The 24,311-nt window shown below is 34.7% G+C and carries 18 protein-coding genes and 2 pseudogenes; 5 read left to right on the top strand and 15 right to left on the bottom strand.

All coding sequences use genetic code 11. The features are described 5' to 3' along the window. Positions 1-1,276 precede the first annotated feature (1,276 nt). Positions 1,277-2,506 (bottom strand): helix-turn-helix domain-containing protein, encoded by a 1,230-nt coding sequence (locus tag AC0IXC_RS01335; RefSeq protein WP_088063998.1) that lies wholly within the window; start codon positions 2,504-2,506, stop codon positions 1,277-1,279. 752 nt (positions 2,507-3,258) lie between these two features. Here AC0IXC_RS01335 and AC0IXC_RS01330 point away from each other — a divergent pair. Beyond that, on the top strand, positions 3,259-3,435 hold the full coding sequence (locus AC0IXC_RS01330) for a SpaA isopeptide-forming pilin-related protein (RefSeq protein WP_157835323.1): 177 nt from the start codon (positions 3,259-3,261) through the stop codon (positions 3,433-3,435). 744 nt (positions 3,436-4,179) lie between these two features. On the opposite strand, the gene AC0IXC_RS01325 is transcribed toward AC0IXC_RS01330, so the two are convergent. After that, positions 4,180-5,061: a CPBP family intramembrane glutamic endopeptidase gene (locus AC0IXC_RS01325; RefSeq protein ID WP_193653686.1), complete on the bottom strand. Its 882-nt coding sequence runs from the start codon at positions 5,059-5,061 to the stop codon at positions 4,180-4,182. A gap of 359 nt (positions 5,062-5,420) precedes the next feature. On the opposite strand from AC0IXC_RS01325, the gene AC0IXC_RS01320 reads away from it, so the two are divergent. The 3 genes from AC0IXC_RS01320 to AC0IXC_RS01310 all read left to right on the top strand — a co-directional run bounded on the left by AC0IXC_RS01320 (position 5,421) and on the right by AC0IXC_RS01310 (position 9,441). After that, entirely contained in the window at positions 5,421-6,758 is a 1,338-nt protein-coding gene (locus AC0IXC_RS01320; RefSeq protein WP_471652477.1) for an erythromycin esterase family protein, read from the top strand. Positions 6,759-6,961: 203 nt separating this feature from the next. Continuing rightward, the gene (locus AC0IXC_RS01315; protein WP_471652476.1) at positions 6,962-7,540 is read left to right on the top strand and encodes a sensor domain-containing protein; all 579 of its coding nucleotides are present in this window, start codon (positions 6,962-6,964) and stop codon (positions 7,538-7,540) included. A 113-nt stretch (positions 7,541-7,653) separates the two neighbouring features. Continuing rightward, positions 7,654-9,441: a response regulator gene (locus tag AC0IXC_RS01310; protein ID WP_471652475.1), complete on the top strand. Its 1,788-nt coding sequence runs from the start codon at positions 7,654-7,656 to the stop codon at positions 9,439-9,441. Positions 9,442-9,700: 259 nt separating this feature from the next. On the opposite strand, the gene AC0IXC_RS01305 is transcribed toward AC0IXC_RS01310, so the two are convergent. From AC0IXC_RS01305 to AC0IXC_RS01290, 4 genes are all read right to left on the bottom strand, one after another. Further along, positions 9,701-12,091 (bottom strand): penicillin acylase family protein, encoded by a 2,391-nt coding sequence (locus AC0IXC_RS01305; protein ID WP_215589914.1) that lies wholly within the window; start codon positions 12,089-12,091, stop codon positions 9,701-9,703. A 79-nt stretch (positions 12,092-12,170) separates the two neighbouring features. Then, positions 12,171-12,932 carry a DnaD domain-containing protein gene (locus tag AC0IXC_RS01300; protein ID WP_471652474.1) on the bottom strand — a complete coding sequence of 254 codons (762 nt, stop codon included), beginning with the start codon at positions 12,930-12,932 and terminating at the stop codon, positions 12,171-12,173. Between the two features lie 339 nt (positions 12,933-13,271). Beyond that, a complete protein-coding gene (locus tag AC0IXC_RS01295; RefSeq protein ID WP_326996230.1) occupies positions 13,272-15,053 on the bottom strand; it encodes an S-layer homology domain-containing protein in 1,782 nt (593 codons plus the stop codon). A 456-nt stretch (positions 15,054-15,509) separates the two neighbouring features. Next, positions 15,510-16,091 (bottom strand): TetR/AcrR family transcriptional regulator, encoded by a 582-nt coding sequence (locus AC0IXC_RS01290; RefSeq protein ID WP_002142459.1) that lies wholly within the window; start codon positions 16,089-16,091, stop codon positions 15,510-15,512. A gap of 221 nt (positions 16,092-16,312) precedes the next feature. On the opposite strand from AC0IXC_RS01290, the gene AC0IXC_RS01285 reads away from it, so the two are divergent. Continuing rightward, on the top strand, positions 16,313-17,545 hold the full coding sequence (locus tag AC0IXC_RS01285) for an MFS transporter (RefSeq protein ID WP_131245476.1): 1,233 nt from the start codon (positions 16,313-16,315) through the stop codon (positions 17,543-17,545). Between the two features lie 185 nt (positions 17,546-17,730). Here the strand turns inward: AC0IXC_RS01285 and AC0IXC_RS01280 are convergent, their stop codons facing one another. From AC0IXC_RS01280 to AC0IXC_RS01240, 9 genes and pseudogenes are all read right to left on the bottom strand, one after another. Continuing rightward, positions 17,731-18,189: a hypothetical protein gene (locus AC0IXC_RS01280; protein ID WP_002190150.1), complete on the bottom strand. Its 459-nt coding sequence runs from the start codon at positions 18,187-18,189 to the stop codon at positions 17,731-17,733. Between the two features lie 380 nt (positions 18,190-18,569). Next, complete coding sequence (locus AC0IXC_RS01275; RefSeq protein ID WP_002190151.1) at positions 18,570-18,881, bottom strand: DUF3895 domain-containing protein; 312 nt, start codon at positions 18,879-18,881, stop codon at positions 18,570-18,572. 246 nt (positions 18,882-19,127) lie between these two features. Then, positions 19,128-19,289 (bottom strand): annotated as a pseudogene (locus AC0IXC_RS01270) (alpha/beta fold hydrolase); the annotation flags it as partial. 442 nt (positions 19,290-19,731) lie between these two features. Further along, positions 19,732-20,463, bottom strand: coding sequence for a M15 family metallopeptidase (locus tag AC0IXC_RS01265; protein WP_033709263.1), 732 nt, complete (start codon positions 20,461-20,463; stop codon positions 19,732-19,734). Positions 20,464-20,511: 48 nt separating this feature from the next. Beyond that, positions 20,512-21,747 (bottom strand): CapA family protein, encoded by a 1,236-nt coding sequence (locus AC0IXC_RS01260; protein WP_063218236.1) that lies wholly within the window; start codon positions 21,745-21,747, stop codon positions 20,512-20,514. A gap of 323 nt (positions 21,748-22,070) precedes the next feature. Continuing rightward, a pseudogene (locus tag AC0IXC_RS01255) lies at positions 22,071-22,353 on the bottom strand (DUF817 family protein); the annotation flags it as partial. Between the two features lie 194 nt (positions 22,354-22,547). Next, entirely contained in the window at positions 22,548-22,748 is a 201-nt protein-coding gene (locus AC0IXC_RS01250) for an NETI motif-containing protein (RefSeq protein ID WP_000166305.1), read from the bottom strand. Beyond that, complete coding sequence (locus AC0IXC_RS01245) at positions 22,732-23,928, bottom strand: MFS transporter (RefSeq protein WP_002142467.1); 1,197 nt, start codon at positions 23,926-23,928, stop codon at positions 22,732-22,734. The genes AC0IXC_RS01250 and AC0IXC_RS01245 overlap by 17 nt, the downstream gene beginning before the upstream one ends. Before the next feature lie 113 nt (positions 23,929-24,041). Then, positions 24,042-24,266, bottom strand: a complete 225-nt coding sequence (locus AC0IXC_RS01240) for a hypothetical protein (protein ID WP_193653694.1) — start codon at positions 24,264-24,266, stop codon at positions 24,042-24,044. Positions 24,267-24,311: the final 45 nt, after the last annotated feature.

The following is a 24,311-nucleotide window of genomic DNA, read 5'->3' as shown; positions in this document are numbered from 1 at the left end:
CCTTGCACACGCATGGGGAATGGGAAGTCTTTCGGATAGGGTGTTATTGTTATTATTTACTTCTAAGAGGGTCTAAGAATTTTACTTCCCTCTCATTTAGATACTCTATTTTTCAAATAGTAAACGATAAAAATTCATCAGCTATATTTGAATTAGCTGCCCAATGAGTAGTAAAATATTATTTCCCCCTTAGAACTGCTGTTTAACTTACAGATCCGTGAAGATAGATAACCATTGCTTCTAGAGTTAATCCTGTCATGACCTTTTTTTAATATCAATTTCATAATATGGTTTTTAGTTTTGTCAGCAATAGCCTTACAAGACTACAAAAGATGAAATTATACTGTACATTGCTTATACTTTTATTGCGGAATAAATTCACTTTTGCTATGTAGAAACTTAAAACCCATTTTTACAAAAATACTACTTTTGAGATTCTAAATACCTTAAAAATAAACTGATTATTAAGAAAATTATCCACAACATAGTGTTACTTGCAAATTTAATAACCTCTATTAGCTTGCTCTTCCCCCTTCTGTGTGGTCATACCAGTTATGTTGTTCATTAAAACATTAAATTTCCAATGCGTAAATAGCAAAATTTTGTCGATTGAGCTCGATAATTTAACTATTAAGTAAAAATACGAGCCTGAAAAATTATACTGATATAATTAACTAGGGATTACAGCTCTGTAATTGTAATGATTACAAATTACAGTGTATACGGTTAATAAATAACCATTTTAGCTCAACCAAGCAATTTTATTTTTTAAAAAATACTTATAGAATAATTTAATAGGTTTTTTTATACTTTTTCCCCTTTATTTGGTTATGTATAATTGCATATACTATAGATATATCAAGTGATATATGTTATATTATTAAACTTTATGTAATAGTCCCTAATATCACCATTATTAAATACTTAACATGAAGATATTAATCTATAAACTTATTCCTCGTTATAACCATGGGTTTTAAAATATAAAAAAAGCCGCAAAGCTTTCTCGAAAAGAACCTTGGCGGCCTTCTGTTTTTTTGTCTCCTTAGAAAAATAACGGATAGTGTACTCTTTAAAATTAACAACATGTTATAAATCTTACCCTTGCCCTTTGGCTTCACTAAATGTTTCATGGACTCTTCAAGATCTATTTGAATACATATTCCTTTTCTAGATCAATCACATACCCTTTCTAGAGTAAAAGAAACAGTATGCTCAAGTTTTAGATTTACTTGCGCGTATATTAAAGTTTTTTCACAAGAAACTGATACTAAGCTTATATTACGGTATATTTTTCACGATACTGTCTAGGTGTCATGTTAGTTGATTTTTTGAAAACCCTTGTAAAATAACTTTGGTCGTTAAAATTAAGCCAGGCACAAATATCTGATAGTGGATATGTAGTGAGTGTTAATAATTTTTTTGCTTCTTCCACTCGTTCCCTTTGAATAAATTCACTTAAAGGAATCCCCACTTCTTTTTTAAATAATTTAGATAAATAAGTAGGGGTAATATCCAAATGATTAGCGAGTTCATTGAGAGATATTCCATCGTAAACATTTTTACTAATATGATTCATACATGTAGTAACCGCATTTGAAAATTTTTGCGCATTGAATTCTTTCACCCGATCTGCAAAAGTACGTAAAGCATCTCCTGACAATCGCCTTACAGAGTCCACGTTCTCTAGTTGTTCCATGGTTTGGATATACAAAATACTAAGAGCAAAAGCAATGTCTGGTGGGAGATTACCTTCTATCGCATATCGAGTTGCTAAAGTAATCGCAATAATCCCATGGTTTTTTTGGTTTCTGAGTGGATCCGCTGTTAAAATTAATTCCGTATCTTCCTGCGAAACTGCATACATATATTGCAACAACTTCTTTTTATTTCCCTCTTTGATTGCTGAAAAATAATTATGTACTAATGCCATGTTGTGAGTTTTTGGTTTATTTTGTTGACGTTTTAAAATATATAGATCAGGTTTCACAATTTTATAGGGAACTTCCTCTAACACTTTATTTTTTTCTACCACAATATCAACATCTAACTTTTCATTGAAAATCATGTAATGCAATAAAATTCCCATATCAATTAAAGAAGTTTTTTTAACCTCAGGTAGGGATTGAAAATAGGTTAGTCTTTCTTGAATATTATCATTTGAGTTAAATTCTTTTCGAAGTTTAAAGGTTACATCATCCGATCCCTTTGGATGTATAGTGGGGCCAATTATTATAGTCCCTTTTATATAATCATGATTTTCTATATGAATTAGGATGAAATTTTCAAGATAACTGTTACATCTGAAAAGGGGCAAATTATAGGGATCATTTTCTTGATAAATGTCACTAAGATATTCTTCTTTAGAAGAATAAAAAGGACTACAAATATCCTCAGAATTAGAATGATATAAGATTTTTTTGTCTGTGGATAAAATGTGAACAGGTACATTAAAGGCTTTATGTGCGAGATCACACAAGTGTTGTATATCGATTGAATTATTCATTACCTTCTCCTCTTAATTAGATTACTGATAAATTTTTACATCGTTCCTGTATAAATTCATAAATTATTTTCCGTCAGGTATAACTCACGACAAAATATTACTATAAAATATCAAATTAGTACAATTCACGACAAAATATTACTATATTTTTTTTATGAAAATCATATATTATTTATTTGTAAGTAGCATCTAAATATCAGAGTAGTTAGGAAAAGTGTGAAAGAAATAGATTCTTTTCTTATAATTTTCTAAACGACAATGAAATGAGCTGAGGTCGTTTCTTAATTCTCCAAGATCTAATCATAGAACTTGGGAAAACAGTGAAGAACCTACAAAATACAGAAACAAGGGATGATTGGAGTATACAACTCTAGTAAGTAATAGCTTCTTGCTAATCCTGCGAAAAATCTAGCCTTTGCGGATACATTGCCAGACGAACTAGAATATGCCCCAGGTACATTACAAATAGTAGGCTAAACAGTGACAGATACAATTCGATACAGACAAAAGTAAATTTAATGTAGGAAAAGAAAACGAAGAATTTTGGGATGTGACACATACAGAGTGGCATACAATGGTACTCCATGCGAGGGACAAGCTGGAAAAAAGATTAAAAATACAGTGAAAGTCCAAGGAGATACTGTATCACCGTAAGAACTAACAGCCAAAAATTCAATCACTTGGACAAACTGAGATTAAAAAAGTGGATGCTGCAAATTCGAATATAAAACTGATAAACTGCTGTATTCCAAATTTTTGACAAAGATAATAAAGAAGTCGAAAATTTAACAGCAGATGAAAATGATAAAGCTATTTCTGAACCACTGTGCTTCGGAAAATTCACGTTGGAAGAAATTCAAGCACCAAATAGGTCTACGTTATTTAAAGATCTAATTGAGGGAAAGGTCTTATCATCAGTACAAAAATAAAAATAGAAAACACAAAAAGCGAATGGAATATTAAAAATACTGACGATATAGTGCCAACTATTTTTATCTAATTGGCACTATATTACTGGTCGCAACATTAGTTTTAGTTTCCGCAAAAGCGGAAGAAATAAATAGATTCAAAAATTATTAGGGATAGCAGCGGTGACACAACATATAAATATTTTTTTATATGTTGTTAATCTTTGTAGTATCAATCTTTATGCTACCTAGCTTTATTACTCCATCACATAAACATATTATTTATTTTCTAAGTACAATGGCTATTACTTAACAAAAACAACACCTCTAATTAAGAGGTGCAGTCACATAGATCCAAATTAATAGTAGACATTAGACACTTATTTCACAGTAAATTGACCTCAAAATAATAGTTACTGCAATATCAGGATTTGTTTATTCTATAACAAAAGAAATGTCACTTAAGCATTCTTTGTATGCTACTTTTAATTAATATATATGACACCCTTAATTTTCCACTCTATTTTTAGTTAAGAATCAAAATACTGAAGCCAATGAAATTGTATTACATTGGCTTCAGTATTTCAGATTTAAAATTACGAATAAAAACAAAATAACGTTTAAACACCCTATTTTCAATCGTGTGAAATTTAATCCTTATCGATACATATGACATTCACACGACCGCTAAAAACCCTTAAAAAGCAATCTGAGAGTCCGTTTTTTTCTGATTAACAATCATTTTTTAAAAATTTATGTGAAAAATCAATATTTAGTAAATCTTATTATCCGAGACACAATTATTGCCGTAATCAAGATAATAAGGGCGGTTATCAAGCCAGATTCTCCAATCCAAATCTCAGTTTGATACCCTGTACTTGCACGTGCGAAAGGTCCTTGAATAATGGCATTCCAAGTAGTATGGATAATAACCGAAGGCCAAATGCTACCTGTGATAAGTCGTAAATAAGCTGTAATATAACCAAATGGTACAATACAAAGATAGATACCAAGTACTGAAAGAACGACAGATGTTCCCTCTACATATAGACCAGCAATAACAATTGGAACATGCCACGTTGCCCAAATCAATCCACTAATAAGGATGGGCCGTGAAAACTCTGCATCGACTAGCCTTGTGAGCATATAACCTCGCCAACCCATTTCTTCTCCCAAAACTGGGATTAAGTTAAGCAAACTCCCTAAAATGCCGCTCAATACTACTAGATAAATGAAACTGAATGGTGCCGTTAGATACTGAAGCCCAAGTATATTGTAGATTGGTTCTAACATACCACCTTCGGGATGCTGAAACCCCGCAATCCCGCTCAACCAGGCGATAGAATAAGTAATTCCACAAATAATCATAGGTATTAGCAGAGCAAAACCAATCCCCTTCCATATCTTTAAGTTACCGAGACTAAAAGATACATCTTTAAACCCTTCTTTCAGTATTATGCGAGTCAAAATAGAAGAAAATGCTGGGATAAACATATATACCACAATAAGCGGCATACTTTTAGTAATTATTACTACTACATTTAGGATAATAGAAGTAATGATTAAGATACTCAGAAAGAGTTGCAGTCCTATTTTAGCACGTTGGATTTTATCTTTATTGTGGAACGATTTTGCGTGTAATATCATTGTAATCCGCCCTTCCCCTTTAATTCACTTGTTTATCGAATTTACTTCTTGTCATTTCCACAGACACAACTTAGAATAAAAATATTTTGGCATACAGATTAATTCATCTTTAAAATCCCTCCCAAATTTATAATCTAGTCTTACTTGCGACTCATCAATGTAATTATTATTTATAAGTTGTCATAGCCGATAGTACAAAAGTGTAATGATTAGTCTATGACCTGTGTCAATTAACCTTATGACAATATGTAACTAGAAAATATGATATGGGATAGATAACAATTGAATTAAGGCAATTGATTCGTGCAAGTACATGAATCAATCTCGCTTTTAAAACAATTCAATTGAGGTGGAAAAAAATGAATAAGAAAAGAATAATTGCAATGGTTAGTACAGCTTTATTAGTCACAGGATGTGGAGAAGTAGGAAACGCTCAAACAGTAGCAGTCGAAAATTCAGGTCAATCAATCCAAAAAAATATAGTTAAATCAATACAATCACAGGCTTACCCATTAAAAACGATAGAACCGTCAAAATCATTTGAGGATTTAAAACCACTTAAGAAAATGATTGGGAGTGCACAATATGTAGGATTAGGAGAGAATACTCATGGAAGCTCTGAAATTTTCACTATGAAGTTTCGACTTGTGAAATATTTGGTTACTGAGATGGGTTTTACGAATTTCGCAATGGAAGAAGATTGGGGAAACGGCTTAAAGTTAAATGAATATATCCAAACAGGAAAAGGAAACCCTAGGGAATTTTTAAAATTGTTATATCCTACTGATGAAATTATAGCCATGATTGAGTGGATGAAAGATTATAATGCTGATCCATCCAATAAAAAAAAGATCCAATTTATTGGGCTCGACTTAAAGGAGTTGGACCAAGGTAGCTTTAATAAAGTAATTGATTATGTAAGGCTGCATCGACCAGATTTGCTGGCAGAAGTAGAAGAAAATTATAAAGAATTGCCGTCTTTTACTGGAAGTATACAGGAATATATGAAACTTGCTCCTGAAATGAAAGAGAAGTTCAAAGCAAACGCTGAGAGAGTAGCCCGATTACTGAAAGATGAGAATGAGCAAGCCAACACAGAAATAGTTTCACCCGAGTACATCTGGGCGAAAGCAACGGCAAGTGCAATAGAGAAATTTACCACAATGCTGCTTTCTAATGACTACCCAAATGTAATAAAGCTACACGAGCAATACATGGCCGATCATGCAATGTGGGCACAAGAGGCATTTGGTGGTAAAACTATGGTATGGGGACACAATATTCATATAGCTAAAGAAATTATCGATGAGGAATTATACCCTTATGCTGCGGGGCAGTTTTTGAAGGAACGTTTAGACAATAATTATGTCACAATTGGTAGTACAACTACGGAGGGGAATTTTACCTTATACAGCGAATATGATCCTTCCACCGGAGGTAAGATTACAACGGGTACGATTCCACAAGATGTAAATAGTTTCAATTATACCCTCGGAAAAGTACCATATAAAATGTTTTTATTGGATAACCGTCACCTTAAAGGACAAGCAGAGAAATGGGTTAAAGCAAAAAGGCCATTACTAAGTATAGGGGGACAACTCCTCCCGGGCAGTTCTTTATACTTTGATACTTCATTGCTTGAGCAATTTGATATTATTTTTCACATTCGAAAAACAAGTCCATCTCATATTAAATAAAAGTACAAAACAATCCCGTTCTTGCATCTGCAAGAACGGGATTGTTTTATGGAGATTAATATAAGCATCTTTTTTAACCAGAAGTAGGTTACTCTCCCCTTTTTAGCATCATTTAGAGATGTCATATGACACTTTTACACTAGTGAGAATGACAAAAAAAGCAATATAATTCGTTTATTACATAGATAGGAGCGATGAGCTTTATGAAATCAAGATTCATCCAGAATGGTTATTTTTTATTACTAACTTTCATTACAGGTTTGTTTTATTTTTGTTTTTATCTAATAGCTCTGCTATTCAGTTTCACCCTTTCATTTACGGTAGTTGGGATTCCATTAGTTATACGCGTACTACAAACTACCACACCCTTTATCCAATTTGAGCGCATACAAACGAAAATTTATACTGATATTTCGACAGAATCTTACGATAGAAGTGTAACAACGGATACATCGGACTGGGCGCAAGTAAAATTAGGACTTACGGATCGCCACACCTGGTCTGCTGTCTTTTGGTTAATGCAGAAATTTGTGATTGGCATTTTCAGTCTCATTAGTGCAATCATTTTTTATGTAATGCCACTTATGTTCCTGTTAGCACCACTATTGTATCGATACATCCATATGAATATTATTTTCATACAGATAGATACTTTTCCCAAGTCACTTCTTGTAATGTCTATCGGTATAGTGTTTACCGCCATAAGTATTAAAATAGTAGATGGTTTAACGAAAAAATTTGGAGGTTATACACGCAGTATGATTCAGCAACTAAATCGATAGAAGTTTGTAGTCTACGAATAGTAGGCATTTTAAACTTAAAAATATAACAATATAAGAAGGATTATTCTATAATATAGGAAATGAGAAAGAAGGCTACTTAGGGGGTAAATAAATTGTTTGATATGGTTAAATATTGGTTTTGGTATGATTGGATTATGTTAGGAATCCGTCTACTTGTTAGTGTGTCTACCCTCCTAGCAACATTAAATTTCCAGGATGGTTTAACATTACCACTTTGGATTATTATTATTTGGGAAATTATTGCCTTCTCTATTCCATGGGTAGCCTTACTATTCAATTATAAATATTACTTATTCACAGAAATATTGCTATATGGTGGACTATGTATATTCTTAACCTCTTTATTTCCAGAAGCTTACAATATCTTTCTTATATCGGTATTTCTTATCGCAGCAAATAGTAAGCATTTGTCCTATTATTGGACAGCTCCAACAACAGTTTTTATAACAACTGGAATTTTCTATGCGGTTGCGCCAAGTAATAGCTATTGGGTTATGGTCACCTATTATGGATTCGCTTATGTAATGGGATTCGCCTTTCATTTATTAATCGTCAATCATAAGCAAAATGAAGCAATTCGTAAACAAAACGCAGTACTTGAGCAATATATGTCTCAGATTGAACGCATAACACTGGCAGAGGAACGAAACAGACTGTCGGGTGAGCTTCATGATACAGTTGGTCACGCTTATACTTCTATTATTATGGGGATGGAAACGTTGCGCACCGAACTTGCTACTGAAATGGGTATACAGAGGCTAGATTCTCTGCTTGAAATGGGACGTAAAAGCATCAAGGACGTGAGAGGTTACCTACATCAAATTGAGTCTCCGTGTCAATCGCCCTCCTTAATTCAATCTCTACAAAATCTTGGAGCCGAATTTCAGGAGCACGCTCAGGTTACTGTAAGTTTTCGGGCATACGGAGAGGAATATCAATTGTCTCGGCAAGCGAAGATAGCGTTCATTCGTTGCTTACAAGAATCTCTTACAAATGCAGTACGTCATGGTCAGGGGACTGAAATTATAGTTTCATTGCAGTTTGAACAACAATATACGAGGTTAGAAGTTCAAGATAACGGAAAAGGAAATGTAGAATGGCAGGAAGGCTTCGGTATGAATGCGATGAAAGAACGGGCAATGAATTTGCAAGGTCAATTGTCTGTATATACAAAGCCAGAGGAAGGAATGCTTGTTACATGTACCATACCGCGACAAACTGAAATAAAAGATGGACTTATTCGTTTGTTAATTGTAGACGACCAGCCATTTGTTCGGGAAAGTTTGAGGACACTACTCGATAGATATGAAGATTTAAATGTAGTCGGTTTGGCTGAGGATGGCAATCAAGCCATCGATTTGTGTGGGCGCCTTCAACCCCACGTTATACTTATGGATTTAGATATGCAGCACATGGATGGAGTCGAAGCAACCAAAAAGATTAAGCAACAATGGCCACATATCCGCGTATTGATTTTTACAACTTTTCAGGATACCGAACAGGCGTTGGAATCACTTCGCAACGGTGCGGATGGTTTTTTACTCAAATCTATTGAAACATTGGAGCTAGCTAATACGATCCGACTTATTCACAAAGGTGGGACACTGATTGATCAGGGAATGTCTCACAAAATATTTGAGAAGTTTGATGAGCAAATCGAGACACCACAATCAAAAGCAACTGCTTATGAGCTAACAGCTAGAGAGATAGAAATATTGCAGCTAGTAGCAAAAGGACTTCGATACACTACCATAGCATCAAGGTTATATTTATCGAATGGTACGGTCAGAAATTATGCTTCCACAGCTTATACAAAGCTAGGAGTCCGTAACAAAGAAGAAGCTGTTCAAAAGGCTCTAGAAATTGGAATTATTGAATAACAAAATGTTTTGCGGTATATACCAATGAGTAACAAAAAAACAGAACGCTTTGTGTGGTTTCTTTTGTAACAGAGTAAATAAGGTCCGTTATCGTATAAGTAAATGTTAAAACACTTACTGTTTTGTCATAATAAAATCATTGAATCTTATTCTCTAAAATACAATAGCCTACTATCAATTTAACTGATAGTAGGCTTTTAAAATTATTTAAGAACTTGGTTATGTTCTAATTTAACAGTTTTCATCAGTGGAAATATTATCACTTCGGCTCTAAAGTTAACACCTTCCCTTCTATCCCATCTGTATTAAGTGTAGTCGTATGATACTCACCGTTCACCCAATCATCTATTTGATCATGGTACCAATCGCTTCTAAAATGTCCCGATTGTCCCGGCCCCACTATATGATAACCGTTTGACATATCTTTCGTATCAATAACGAATCGCCAAGAAGCTCCGTGATTGACAATACCGTTATCTCCGTAACTCGCTGCTTGAACGGTAACTTGGCTTCCGCCGATTGGAATTGGTTTTTCACGATTAAATGCAAATAATGCTAGCATACTAGATGATTTTGAAATTGGATGTGTGAACGCCAGTTGATGGTAATCGCCCCACTTCCACTCCGTAACATTCGGTCCATATTCCTTCTGTAATTTCTTCATTACTTTCTCGTACGATGTATGCACAACTTTCGTGAAGCCTCCGTACTTCGTAAACCAAGCGCTATTTTCTCCTGCTACTTCTTTTCGAATCAATTCATCAACTACTTGTGACTTCCCTTCAAATAACTCCATCACATCTTTCGGTATTTCTTTTGAAAATAGCGTATTCGAAATCTCTTTCATTAACAAGTGGAATATTAATGGTGCCGCTTCATCTTTACTATCGTAAAAATTCCACTTTGTTAATTGTTTTACGCCTTCTTTCTCTACTTCATTTAAAGATGCTTTATTTAACTCTTTTAACAATATAGGAGTAAACTCTTTCCCATATAAATTTTTTTGATCCATCTGTAAATCTTCTAAATCTTTCACCGTATACTTTTCCTTCTCTTGTAAAAACTCTTGAATACGCATTTGCCTATATGGCTGCGCCCACGTATTACTAATATGGTACGGATAATTATCATCAACGATTTTATTATTTGCAGTTGAAATAAACCCTTGTTTTGGATTTATTACTTTTGGAAGTTGATCAAACGGAATATACCCTTCCCATTCATATTCATCTGTCCATCCTGGCACAGGCAAACTACCATCGCCTTTTTTACGCACTGGTATATTTCCATTCGCTTTATAAGCAATTGTGCCATCGTTTGATGCAAACACAAAATTTTGAGTCGGTGTATGAAAATCTTGAAGAGCTGTTTCAAACTCATTCCAATCTTTCGCCTTATTCATATTTAATACAGCCTTTAATTCAGCAGAAGGCTCCAAAGCAGTCCATTTCAAAGCGAATACTGTTTTCGTTTTCTCTTTCCCCTTATCCGCAAACTCTGAAATAACTGGACCATGCCTCGTAACCGTAACGTTATACGGAATTGTTTTCCCGCCTTTTACTTTAATAGATTCATTAACAACCGTAGCCTTTTCCCATTTATCGTTATACAAAAATTCATTTTCATTATTAGGATTTCTCTTTTCAATATACAAATCTTGCACATCGGGACCTGTATTCGTAACGCCCCATGCTATTTTGTCATTGTGTCCTAATATAACGCCTGGTACTCCTGCGAAAATAACGCCACTCACATGTAAATCTTTCATTTCAAGTTGCGATTGATACCAAATAGAAGGTGTCGCAAGAGATAAATGAGGATCATCCGCTAAAATTGGCTTACCAGATACACTCTTTTCACCACTCACAACCCAGTTATTACTACCGTTAAACTCTGGTGGAATAACTGTCTTTGAAAAACTTTGTGCTACGTCCACATTTGTATTTTTCAATTCAGCTAGCAATCTAGGCGCATCTTTCGGATATGTAGGAAATAGCTCATTTGCTTGCTCTTTCGGTAAATTTTTCAGCGCCCAATATCGAAATGCCTGTCCGTGCCAATGTCCTCCTAAATCAAACGCCATATACTTTCCAATCGTTAAAGAATCCACGATTGACCATTCAGCAGGTTCATAGCCTAATAAAGTAAACTCAACCGGCAATTTCTTTTCCTCTTTTGCCTCACGTATAAAAGTATTCACCCCATCAGCAAATGACTGCAGGGCATATTTCGCTTCCCCATCATATTGACTAACAGATGCTTCTGCCGCTCGCCGTAAACCGAGCGTTCGAAACAATTTATCTCGATCAACAGCTGCTTCCCCTACAACTTCACTTAACATACCAGAAGCTTGTCTTCTACTTAAATCCATTTGAAACAAACGATCTTGCGCTTGTACATACCCTTGCGAGAAATATAAATCATGCGCATTTTCCGCTTTAATATGTGGTACACCTTTACTATCTCGTTTCACCGCAACAGCATGTTGTAAATCCTCAAGTTTTATCGTTCCATCTATCTTTGGCACAGAACTAAGCGTATATATGTTCAAAAAAATCATAGCGCAAATAAACAAAAAAAGAACGATACTACTAGACCAAATAAAAATTCTTTTTCCCCTATTTCGTTTCTTTTTTATGACGACTTCCATACAATCCCTCCTCTCTCAATCTATTCGCTTCTATTGTGAAAGAACCTTTTAGAAAAGAAGAAATCATTACTTGCTCATGCTATGGATCATACAAACTGAATACTTCTCTCTTACGCACTATTTCCTTTCCTTTATTGAAGCTTACTCGTCCTTTCTTACACCAATCCCTCAAAATCCCCTTCACATAAGCGAGCGTTCGCTTATTATGTTCAAACGCAATTTTAAGTGCCTCTAGTACTTTATCTCCTGAAACTCTTTGCATCCATTCCTTTAATTCCTTCGCGATATATGGAGATAGACTACTAATGTTTTGTTCGTAAAATTTATAAACTTCACTATGCGGAGTGGCATCCTCTACTCTTTCTACCTCTTCCTTCTCTTGAATAATTACTTGTTGTGAATTACTATCAATCTCTTCCTCTGGCATACCAAAATACTGAAGTAATAATGGAATCTTGCATTCTTCTTCAAGACATTTACGTAAAAATATATGTATGAACTCTTTATTTTTTACAGTCTTTAACTCACGTAACACACACTTCTCTACATTTGTATTTAAAATAGGGTTATAGTGTAGCCAATTTAGTATGTATAACTCTTTCGTTTCCGCATCGTATAAAATCTTTCCGTATTCAACAAATCTATTTAACAGCTTCTCAACAGTTTCCATACTGTAGCCTGTTTCCAGTTCTGCCACATGCTTCGGTAATACGTAAATTCCACATTGCTTCGTTTTCGTACCAGTTAACAAATATATGTAAAAATAACGCTCCTCTGGCGTTAAATCTAATATGAATTCATCTTGCCAAAAGTTCACCTGCACATTACGGTACACCGCCATATATTTACCTCCTCCTTTTATTCATAAAAAGGCAGAATTCAATCCTTCAATATACATATAGGAATGAGGGCTTTGTTTTTTGCATTTGAATTCCAAATTTTTTTAACTACTACAACGCCGGTTTTATTTTTTCGCGCTTTTTTGTTCTTGTAGTTGTTTTTGTTTTGTTTTTTCTTTTCTTAGTGATTTATTACTTGGTAGGGGCTTATGAAGGGCTTGGAAGGGGCTTCATAGGGGCTAAAATAAAAAGGAGCTGTTCCAAATCCTCATTTTGGATAGCTCCTTTAAAATCCTTATCACTATTTTTTGCATTAGTACAAACTTCTACATACCATTCATTTATTTATGCATAGAGTCCAGCATCTTCACTAAAAAGGCAGCTGCCTCACCACGAGTTGTTGTACCTTTAGGATTAAACTCATTATTTCCAACGCCAGTAACTACCTGTAAGCTGTATAATCGTTGAACAGGCTGTTTGTATGTGATCAAATGTTTATCCCTAAATGGTAATGCGACTAATTCACCTGTAACACCTTTATACTGTAATGCGTTGTCAATCATGATCGATGCTTCTTCACGAGTGATTGGTGCATTCGGGTCAAAAATCCCCCCGCCACGACCGCTAATAATTCCTGCACTTGCACTACGTTTAATACCGCTATGAAGTGATGAATGCGCTTTGTTAATATCTACAAATGACTTATTTCCTTCTGGTAGTTGAAGAGCATTTGCGATTAATGTCGCAAACTCCGCTCTCGTTACATTACGGTAAGGCGCAAATACACCATTTCCTTCCCCGTGCATAATACCTAGACTGTGTAGTTTACGAATATGGCCCTCAAACCATCCACCTGTAATATCATCTTTTGGCTTTTGTACTTCTTCTTTTGGTACATTATAGTTAATTTTAATCCAACTTGGATTATAGAAAATCCACTCTCCACTTCCTACTTTGTACCAACCGTTTTTAACTGCTAACACTTTGTAACGGTCTCCGTTTGAAGCTTTACGAACAATATGATGCTCAAGGTCCGCACCACTACGTACGTTTATACCGTCACCATTCACTACAAGCTCCATGTTAGGTTCAGCTGGATTATATTCATTTGAATCAAATAGCTCGTTTCTTTCTTGTAAAGGCGAGTCAATCTGTGCATTAACATTTGCATACCATTGAATACCTTGTACGAAGCCAGTCCAATTCCCACGAGAAATTAAAATATCAGGACAGTTTTTTCCGCTCCATTGTTGATGCCTATAAATGTGATCCGCGCTAATTCCTTCTTTATTCATTAAGTATCCTGCAAGTCGTTTTGCATTCTCTAACGCTTTATTATAATCTCCATCTTGGTTAACTGAAATTTCGATACCGATAGACTCTCTGTTTCCTGAACCATCACCATCTCCTGCATGCCAACCATTTTCATTTGTTGGTAAGTGCTGATAGATTTGTTTATCGTCTACTGTAAAATGCCATGAAGCAGTTCGGAACGTACCTTCCGTTGCTTGTTTATACAAATATTTCGCATGATTTTCAGCATTCGCACCGCGGGCTGTGTTTGCAGTCTCATGAATTGTAATATAACGTGCTTTCATCGGATTGGCAGGGCGAATATCAGGGTTTCCGGCTGGAACAATCCACTCTACAAACGGGACACCTGCAAGTGTTCCATATTTCTTTGTAGTCATCGACGCATTATATTGAATAGCTCTTGGCTTTTCAACCGGCTTCATTTCGCGAGTAGAACCATCATTTCGACCGTCTACATGTTCAAATGCCTTTTCAATGTTTGAAATAGCTTCATCTTCCGCTACTTGACCTGTTTTAGCTTCTTTCATTTTATGTAACTCTTCTGTTTCATCATGCTTATGCTTATATTCTTCTAGAAGAATTTTCTCATTCTCTGATACTTCCGCTTCATTAATTTGCATGTGATCTGGAGTTTCTAGATTGAAGTCCGAATAACTTAAACCATTTATTCCATATTCTCCTTGAGCGATACTAAGTTGGTCAGTTTGAGATTTATTTATCTCTTCGGCTGATGCGGAAAAAGGTAGTCCTCCTAGAATTACTAAACTTGTTGATAGTGCGATTATTCGTTTTTTGATTATCTTATTCATTGCTGTAATCGATACCTACACAGTCTCTTCGTGTAAGTATCTCAACCTCCCTTTATCTTCTCATTCGTTTTAAATTACTATGAATCTACTATGTATTTAAATAGGATGTCTAATAAATACTTTCATTCTATCCCCCACAAACGAATCGTAGTTCCAAAAATATTTTCTACAAAATCCCTTAACAAACATTATTTTACAACCAATTACAAAGACCGTCAAAAACATTTACAACAATCAAAAGTTTATCTCATGATCCGATAGTTGCCGCCTACTTCTTTTCTCACTATTACTTTCACAGTATATTCGACTCTGAAGCTATTATAAAAAGTCGATTTCTTACCTCAATAAGGAATCGACTTTTTTAAAATCAAATTTAATTATTTTCCACTATAGTTTCCATCTTCTGATGAGCATCTCATTCAAAAAACGTATAATTGAAAGACATTTTTGCAAAAGTTATTTTAATAACGATACTATTATACATACCGAATTATCTACAACTGAACGTTCTGGGCGAGATTTCATTAACACCGTTAATCCAATTAATGAAGTGACTAGCGTTTGTGCCAATGCTTTAGCATTCACATCACTTTGCAGTTCTCCAGACTGAATTCCTTTAGTAATTAATTCTTGAAATATAACTGAAAGATACATTTGATGTTCTCTAGTCAGCACTTCAAATTTTTCATTATGAGGGGCAATCTCAACCATTGTGTTAATACAAAAACAGCCTTTATTTGATTCTTTTTTATATTCCTCTTCCACCATATTTTCAAAAAATATACGAATGGCCTCTTTTACAGATTGTTCTTTTTGAAGTTTTGTTCGAATGCTAGCTGCGTGTAAATTCGTGTATCTCCGTAATGCAGCTTCAAACAGCCCTTCTTTATCACCAAATGCTGCATATAAACTCGGTCTTTGTATTTCCATTTTAGCAGTTAGATCACTTAATGAAGTAGCAGCGTATCCTTTCTCCCAAAAAAGTTGCATAGCAGCATCCAAAGCTTTTTCTTTATCAAATTCACGTAGTCGAGCCATTTAATCCCTCCTCTTTTTTCACCTGTTTTCTAAATTATAAATCACGTTTTTATGTACTAATCAGTATATTATATATCGTATTAAATTATAAATGATATGTCAAAAGAAACTGAATTTAATTTACAATTCACTTGACATAGTAACTTATCCCTGATTATATTTGACTTACGAAATAACATACCGTTAGGTACATTATTTTAATAACAAAAGGAGATGATATTATGGATACTAAAGAAAAAATGACAGCTGCTCTTACACAGAATAATGATCAGTTCCAATCACCTATCAATACAATCATGCCCCGCTATATAACTCTATTATTTTCAATAGCTTGCGGGATGGCTGTGGCGAATATATACTTCGCTCATCCTCTACTTGATTCTTTATCAAATGCATTTAAGATCAACCATTCAACTATTGGTGTCGTTATTACGATTACTCAAGTTTGTTATGCACTCGGATTACTTTTATTAGTTCCACTTGGTGATTTGTTAAACCAAAAAAGACTTATCATTGTTCAAATGCTTTTATCCGTTTTCGCTTTAATTGTGGTCGGAGTCGCTCCTTCCAGTACCGTACTTTTTATAGGTATGGCCTTAGTCGGAATTCTTGCGACTGTTACGCAGACACTCGTCGCATACGCATCCATTTTAGCTAACCCAAAAGACCGTGGGCGAATAGTAGGTTTCGTCACGAGTGGTGTCGTAATAGGAATTCTACTTGCACGTACATTTGCCGGAACATTAACAGATCTAGCGGGATGGCGTTCCGTTTATCTCACCTCTGCTGTACTTATGCTCTTCGTAATTGGTTTGTTATATCGTAATTTACCTAGTCTTGAACATAAAAAAACAGCTATGACCTATCGTAAATTATTACGTTCTGTTCTCTTATTATTTGTAGAAGAAAGGATTTTACGTATTCGCGGAATATTAGCATTGCTTATTTTTACTTCATTCAGTATTTTATGGACTTCATTAGTTTTACCTCTAAGTGTTGCACCATATAATCTATCACATACAGCTATCGGAGCATTTGGTCTTGCTGGAGTTGCTGGTGCATTAGCTGCCACTAAAGCCGGACAACTTGCTGATCGCGGATTCGGAGAGAGAACTACTGGCATAGCCTTATCCTTATTATTACTTTCATGGCTCCTAATTAAATTAATGAACCATTCTCTATTCCTACTAGTTATCGGTGTTATCCTTTTAGATTTAGCTGTGCAAGCTGTACATGTCACCAATCAAAGTATGCTTTTCACAGTGCGTCCAGAAGCGAGAAGTCGCCTCACTGCCAGTTACATGATTTTTTATTCTATCGGCAGTGCAACAGGTGCAATTCTTTCCACAAACATTTATGCAAGCTACGGATGGAACGGAGTTTGTATATTAGGTGCATCCGTTAGTGCTTGTGCTCTTTTATTTTGGGCAATGACCTTACGGCGATCGTCATAAATAAAAGGGGAATAATTTATTAGTGCATTTTTTAATACGTATTTTTCTACAAGATTATAGAATACCATTTACTTTTTAAAATAAATCAACGGCATTTTCATATTAAAAATGCCGTTGATTTCAAATTTTATGTATGCGATTCGCCATGTCATGATAATAGATCATATACTAGCAAAATACATCTATTACAAATTACCTTTAACTTTTCCAACAATCTCGTTTATCGTATTTCGATCAAACTTGTCACTAATTTCGTATGGCTCACGATCTCCTACTAATTGTACGCCTACGATGTCGTTGCGGTCCTTACCGTATTGCACTTCAATAATAGATCCGCGCTCTATTTGTTTCCAAATGTAACCTGCTTCATCTTTATTATCTAAAATAATACAGTCCTCAATATTTTCATCGATCCCAATTAACTTGTTATCATCCATATACCCAATCTCGTATTGTTGACGTTCTTTCGCTTTGCCGCTTACTAATATACCTTTGCTACCATATGAGTAATCCGTATAATCCTTTTTCTCCGCTTGTACCGCTTTCGGCTCTTGTACTTCAGTTTTTTCAGTAGCCCCACAACCGGTAATAAGACCGATTGGCATAACTGCAGTTAATACTACTCTAGTAAATTTCTTTATCATTTAAAACTAACCTCACGTGATTAAGTTTTAGTTTCATTTATCGCTTTATTAAAGGATAACATGGCAACGCGAAGAAAAAGCCAAACAAAAAATATTATTTACATTTCCCACTTATATAAGGGACTAGGCCGTTTAAACCTAGTCCCTACATAACTTTAACTTTTCTTTACATGCTTAATGATGCTTCATCCTTATTTCTTTACTATCCCCTGTACAACTTATGTGTTAGAAACTTCTTCTTTCATTTTATCCCGCTATTTGTGGGCAGTAAGACTCCCACCTCAAAATTCGGCTGGAGCAAAGAAGTTAGGTGGGAGAATAGCTGCCCGTAAACGCCCGATTGGTGTAGGCTAATAATCAGTGGGGATGCCCCCCACTGATTAAAGTTTCACTTTATATACCCTATCTCTTTTCTCATCACTTTTGACAAAAACCAGCTTTCCTTCTTTAACAAAACCTTCTAATAGTAAGCATACTTGTCCATATGCTTTCGGCTTATTCGTAGTGAATCTTTCATCGGGTATTTTACCAGCTCGTACTAATTGTTCACATAGCTCAAGTGCACTTATTTCTTCAGAATTAAATAATCCCAATATATCTTGTTGCAATGGCGATAAAGGTACTGGTATCTCAGCAACCTCCACCGTTTCTTTTTCCTCTTCAAATAAATCTTCAAATGAAATTTGATTCATTACATCTTTTCCTTTCTGATAATGAATTTGCTTAACATGAACTGAATCTTATATGTACTAGAACTTTTAAATTTAGTTATTGTTATGTAGTCCTTACCTCTTTACATAAATTTTATAACTCATGTGCATCATTTTAAGTAGTATGTTTCAATTATACCAAATATACGTTCTATCATCTATTGAATTCGTTATTGCAGAAATGAAAGCAATAGTGAACATCATCTGATTTGTTAGTTGCACAAAACATGTAACAAATCTATACTCATCTTTTAGTTTGTCAGCCACTTCTATAAAAGTAAGACTAGAGCCACCTAACCCATGTAAACAAAAGATAACCGAATTTTTCTTATTACCCCATTCTGTGATGTGTACTTTCTTATGTCGATTATTAACAAAATATCTCTTCACCCTATTCAGCTCCTAAAATATTTTCCCTACACCAACTATTTCATCTTAACAAAATTTGTAAGATGCTAACAAATAAAAAACACTACCAATCGCAGTGTTTGGGCTACCTCCACATGTCTATCAAGCTAAGAAAAGCTAACATCCAAAACAAAAAAGATGGCGAGGTTAATATTGTAGCATCTGGAAAGTAGGCAGTCTCTAAAGCCTAGTTAAGCAGATACAGTAAGCAAGTATTCTATGTTACGAATGAAAAAGAATCTGATATGAATATCAGATCCTTTTTCACTGCTTCTTTTATAAATTTAATTTCTTGATACATATATCTTTTCATACGATAACTGGTTCATACGTGCTCAAATTATCATACACCGTTTTCGCAATACTAGGAGGAAGGTTAATACTTCCACCAGATATGGCTTTTTAATAGAAGCAAATTGTATTTTTACTTGCTAGGATTAATTTTTTCGCAATACTCTTCTAAAGTTAATCCTTTTTCTTTTAGATAAACAGCAACTTCTTTTCCTACATAACGATAATGCCATGGCTCATACTTAATGCCAGTAATATTCTCTTTATCTTTTGGATAGCGGAGAATAAACCCATACTCTGCAGCATTCTTATCTAACCATTTGAATGCATCAGTCGTTTCAAATTTTGCATTTAAATCTTCTACAGTATTCTGCCATTCAACTGAAATAATATCTAATGCTAATCCAGTGTGATGTTCACTTGCACCAGGATACTGAAGATATTCCAATGCCTTAGCACTAGCCTCTTTATCCGACAAACCTTGAGATTTATAGCTTTTAACTGAAGCATCATAATAAGTTTGTTGTAATTTTATAGCTCGATAACCTGATCTTAAATAAAGATTGATTCCCTCTTTTTTTGCAGCTGTTACCATATCCTGATAGGAAGTTGCAATTCTGCTATCGATTTTCATATTTGGCTTAGCATTTTGAGTGATACTTGTTAATTCAATCCCTAGTTCCTTTGATAACATATGTTCTCTATTTACAAGAATAATTCTCCAATCATTAAGATCAGAGATAGGTAAAACATCTTTTTTATTCGCATTTATCTCATTTTTATTTTTATCGTTATTATTAGTAGTTTCCTGAGATGTTTGTTTTCCACTACAAGCAGCAAGGCTCCATCCCAATGTCAATACCAATGCTAAAATTATAAATTTTTTAATTGTATCTCATTCCCTTTTTGTTTATTAGTCTTTATACCAATTTCCCAACACATCTCTAGGAATATCCTTGAAATCCTTCAAAGAAACGGGACCTACAAATTTTTTAATCCCATGATTTTTAGAATTTTCATCCGAATAATCTTTTAAAAATTGAATTTTAAATTGTTTCTTACCATCAGCATAGTCGGTTACTGTCGGTACGAGTGCCGCTTGTCGTATACCAAAAGTTTTATCTTCATACTTAACAAATTGTATATAAGATAATCCTCCAACCAATGTTTCTAATTTTTCTTGAGCAGAAATAAGATTTCCAAGAGAATAATAGATTAGCGTTTGATGTCCATCTTTATTTTGTTTCCACTCAATTGGTTGAATTACATGTGGATGATTTCCAATTACTACATCTACACCTAAATCTGTTAAATATTGAGCAACTTCTTTTTGTTGTTTTGAAGGTGTAGAGGTATATTCAACTCCCCAATGCACCATAACAATCACCATATCAGAACTACTCTTTGCCTTTTCCACATCATTTTGTATCGCTTTTTTATCAATTAAATTTAATGCCCAAGACTTATCAGCTGGAATTTTAATTCCATTCGTACCATATGTATAATTAAGTAATGCAAAACGAATCCCATTTTTTGTAATCGTTTTTATTTCATTGCGCTCGTTTTGACTCTCATTAATGCCTACCGGGATAACATCCGGATATTTCTTCCAGTATTCTCTTGTATTCGCAACACCTTTAATACCCATATCCATAGCGTGATTTGTCGCTTGAGTCACTATATTGAATCCAGTATCCACTAAAGATTGACCTACTTCTTCAGGTGTATTGAAAGTAGGATATCCCTGTACTTTTAAATTATTTCCTGCAATCGGGGTCTCCTGGTTCACTATAGCAAGATCACTTGATTTAACAGCTTTTTTGATATTTTCATAAATATAGTTATAATCATATGAACCGTCTTTTTGTTTGCCATCTTTAATTACTGCGTCATGGTATAAATTATCACCCGTTGCTATTAAATTCACAACCGATTTTACTTTTTTATCTTCCGTAAAATTAGGAGATTGTTGAATAGGACTTTTATCTACCCAATTTGGTGCTTTTAAGGATTTATCTATATTTGATTGAGCCGGTGGTAATGAAGCTTTAGATGTCTTAACATCCGTATTACCACACGCGGTTAAAAGCACTAAAAAAATAAGACATAATAAAAAAATTCTTTTACTTCTCTGTAAATTATGTAACATGTAATCCTCTTTTCTGTTTTACTACTTATAACCAGTTCTAACAAATAACTTTTTAAAACAACGTATTTTGGTTTTACACTTAATTATGGAAGGACACTCTGTTACATCTGCTTCGGAATATACGGATATTTTTTTCCACTTTCTAACAATCTATCGATTCCATCAGAATTGATAGATTGCTAGAAAAACATTATCCACCAGGATGTCGACTAGGTTCCAATCAACATCCTCCAGATATTGAACTTGATATACCTGTTCCAATTGTAGTAGCTGGTTAATCTAAACAAGAGAGGAGAATAGTTCATATAGCCTCCTCTCTTGCTTTACGTTTGTGAGTGGCTCCAAAAAGAGGGAATCGCTGCCGTCCCCTCTTTAGATAGTGCGAAATCTGTGTAACTAATTTCTTTAAGTTGAGCGACAATCATTATACTGATAACAACGAGTAAGACCCAAGAACTTATTTTATCAATATACGAAAAAAGTAGCAATATTTTCTGCGATCCATATAAAGAAGCCCATTAGGAGAAATGAAAAAGGAAGTGGCATTTTATATGTGTTGTTTCGCACTGTGAATTGTACATAAGTTTTAGCAAAAACAATAAATAAAGGCTCTGTTGCAAAGTTTTCTACATGAAGCTACAGTCTAGAAAACAGGATTTAGAAGAATTGGGCATGTCTTTTCGTTCTTCCCAGAAAATATATTTTCCTTCACTGATCAAGTGTAAAAAAACAAGCCATCCAATTCATAGAGGATGAATTGGATGGCTTGTTCTGTATCAAAAAGAAAATCTGTTATTTGATTACTTCAATTTCCCCTCAAAAACAATTTTTCTACCGCATGGTTCAACTTCTGTTTTGCCGTTTTTCTTCACTTCATGAAAGATTGGTTCTTCCATGCGACGAGACGGTGCATAGCCTTCTTGTTCCATACGTGCTAAGCAGTCTGTAATTGTTTCGTTTTCGAGTACTTCAAATTTCTTTTTATTAGGTTGTTTTGTCATGCCCTAACCTACTTTCTATTTTTCTTGATGCGAATTGATTCTTCATGTAGACCATATATACCATTGCGAGAATTCCCATTATAATCATAACCGCAATAAAAAAGCTTGTATACTGTATTTTTTCTATAAATACGCCTCCTAATACAGGTCCCATAATACTTCCTATACTAAAGGCGATTCCGGATAATATATTACCCGCTGGTAGTAAGTGTCTCGGTAATAAATCTGTCATAAATCCAAGCCCTAGTGAGAAGCACGAGCCAATGACCATACCTGCTATAAGCATACATGCAAAGACGATCCAGTAATATTGATCAAATACTGCTGCAAGTAGGAAAATGCCCGTACTTACACTGAACGTCCACGTTAAAATACGGTCTCTCCCGTATTTATCACTTAATATACCGAGCGGGATTTGTGTAATAATGCCCCCAACTGCGAATGCTGGTAATAAGAAGGAAACTTCCGATACAGACCATCCTTTGCGAAGTGCGTATACTGGTAAGTTACTATTTAACATCGCTTCAAGTACGCCGTATGCGAGCGGACCAATTAGCGCAATCCAAGCTAATCCAACGACTTGTTTATAACGGGAAAAGGATGATTTACTTTCAGTTTTTGCCTCATCTTGTGCTGGAAATGCATTTTTCGTTGGTAGTAGTAAAAGCCATCCTATTAAGCAAAGTATAGTAGATACGATAAATGGTGTTGCAAGACCGTACTGAACAGTGCTTGCTAAATACGGGCCAACTGCGAAACCAATTCCGAAGAATACACCGTATATCGATACTTGTCTACCTATTTTACTCGGGTCTGATGTTGTCGTAATCCATGTTTGTGTTCCGACATGAAGCATATGATCTCCGACTCCAACTAGAAATCTAAGAACGAACCATACCCAAAATGAAAAAGTTTGTGTAAAAAAGAATAATGAAATAATAACGAGAAACCCACCAATAACGATAATTGGCTTCATTCCAAACTTTTGCATCGGTTTTTCAAGAAACGGTGAAATAACTAATATCCCAATATATAATGCCGTCGCATGAATACCGTTAATACTTGAACTAACCCCTTCTTGTTCAAAAATCATTGCAATGGTCGGTAAAAGCATCCCTTGTGACAAACCTGAGATTGCTACAATTCCAACCATAATCCAAAAAGTAAAACGCATCGACATCCCTTTCCCTCTCCTTCTCACGCTTTCCACTTTTCATTATAAACTGTTTCTTCAAATGCGTGTACGAATATTCATAATAAAAAAGAAGCTAAAAGAATGAACCTTTTAGCTTCTTATCCTTCCCATACTTGCGCTTTCACATTGTAATGAAAATGCTTAAAATATGGATTTTCATAAAATGAAGGCCCAAATAAAATCGGATGTGTATGGACCATTGATTGCTGCACTTGCAAAGGAACTACAGCTGGTGAAACTTGCATATACATCGGATTTATAATTATTTTTATATATTGATGATCATTATATGGAGAATGATATATTAAAAATGGATTATGCATTGACTCTCTCCCCTTATACATACAAATGCTATAGTATATGCAAGT

It is taken from the genome of Bacillus sp. AC266 (genome assembly GCF_979253805.1).
Note: the sequence above shows the minus strand (reverse complement) of the source record. Positions and strands in the feature narration are given on the sequence as shown.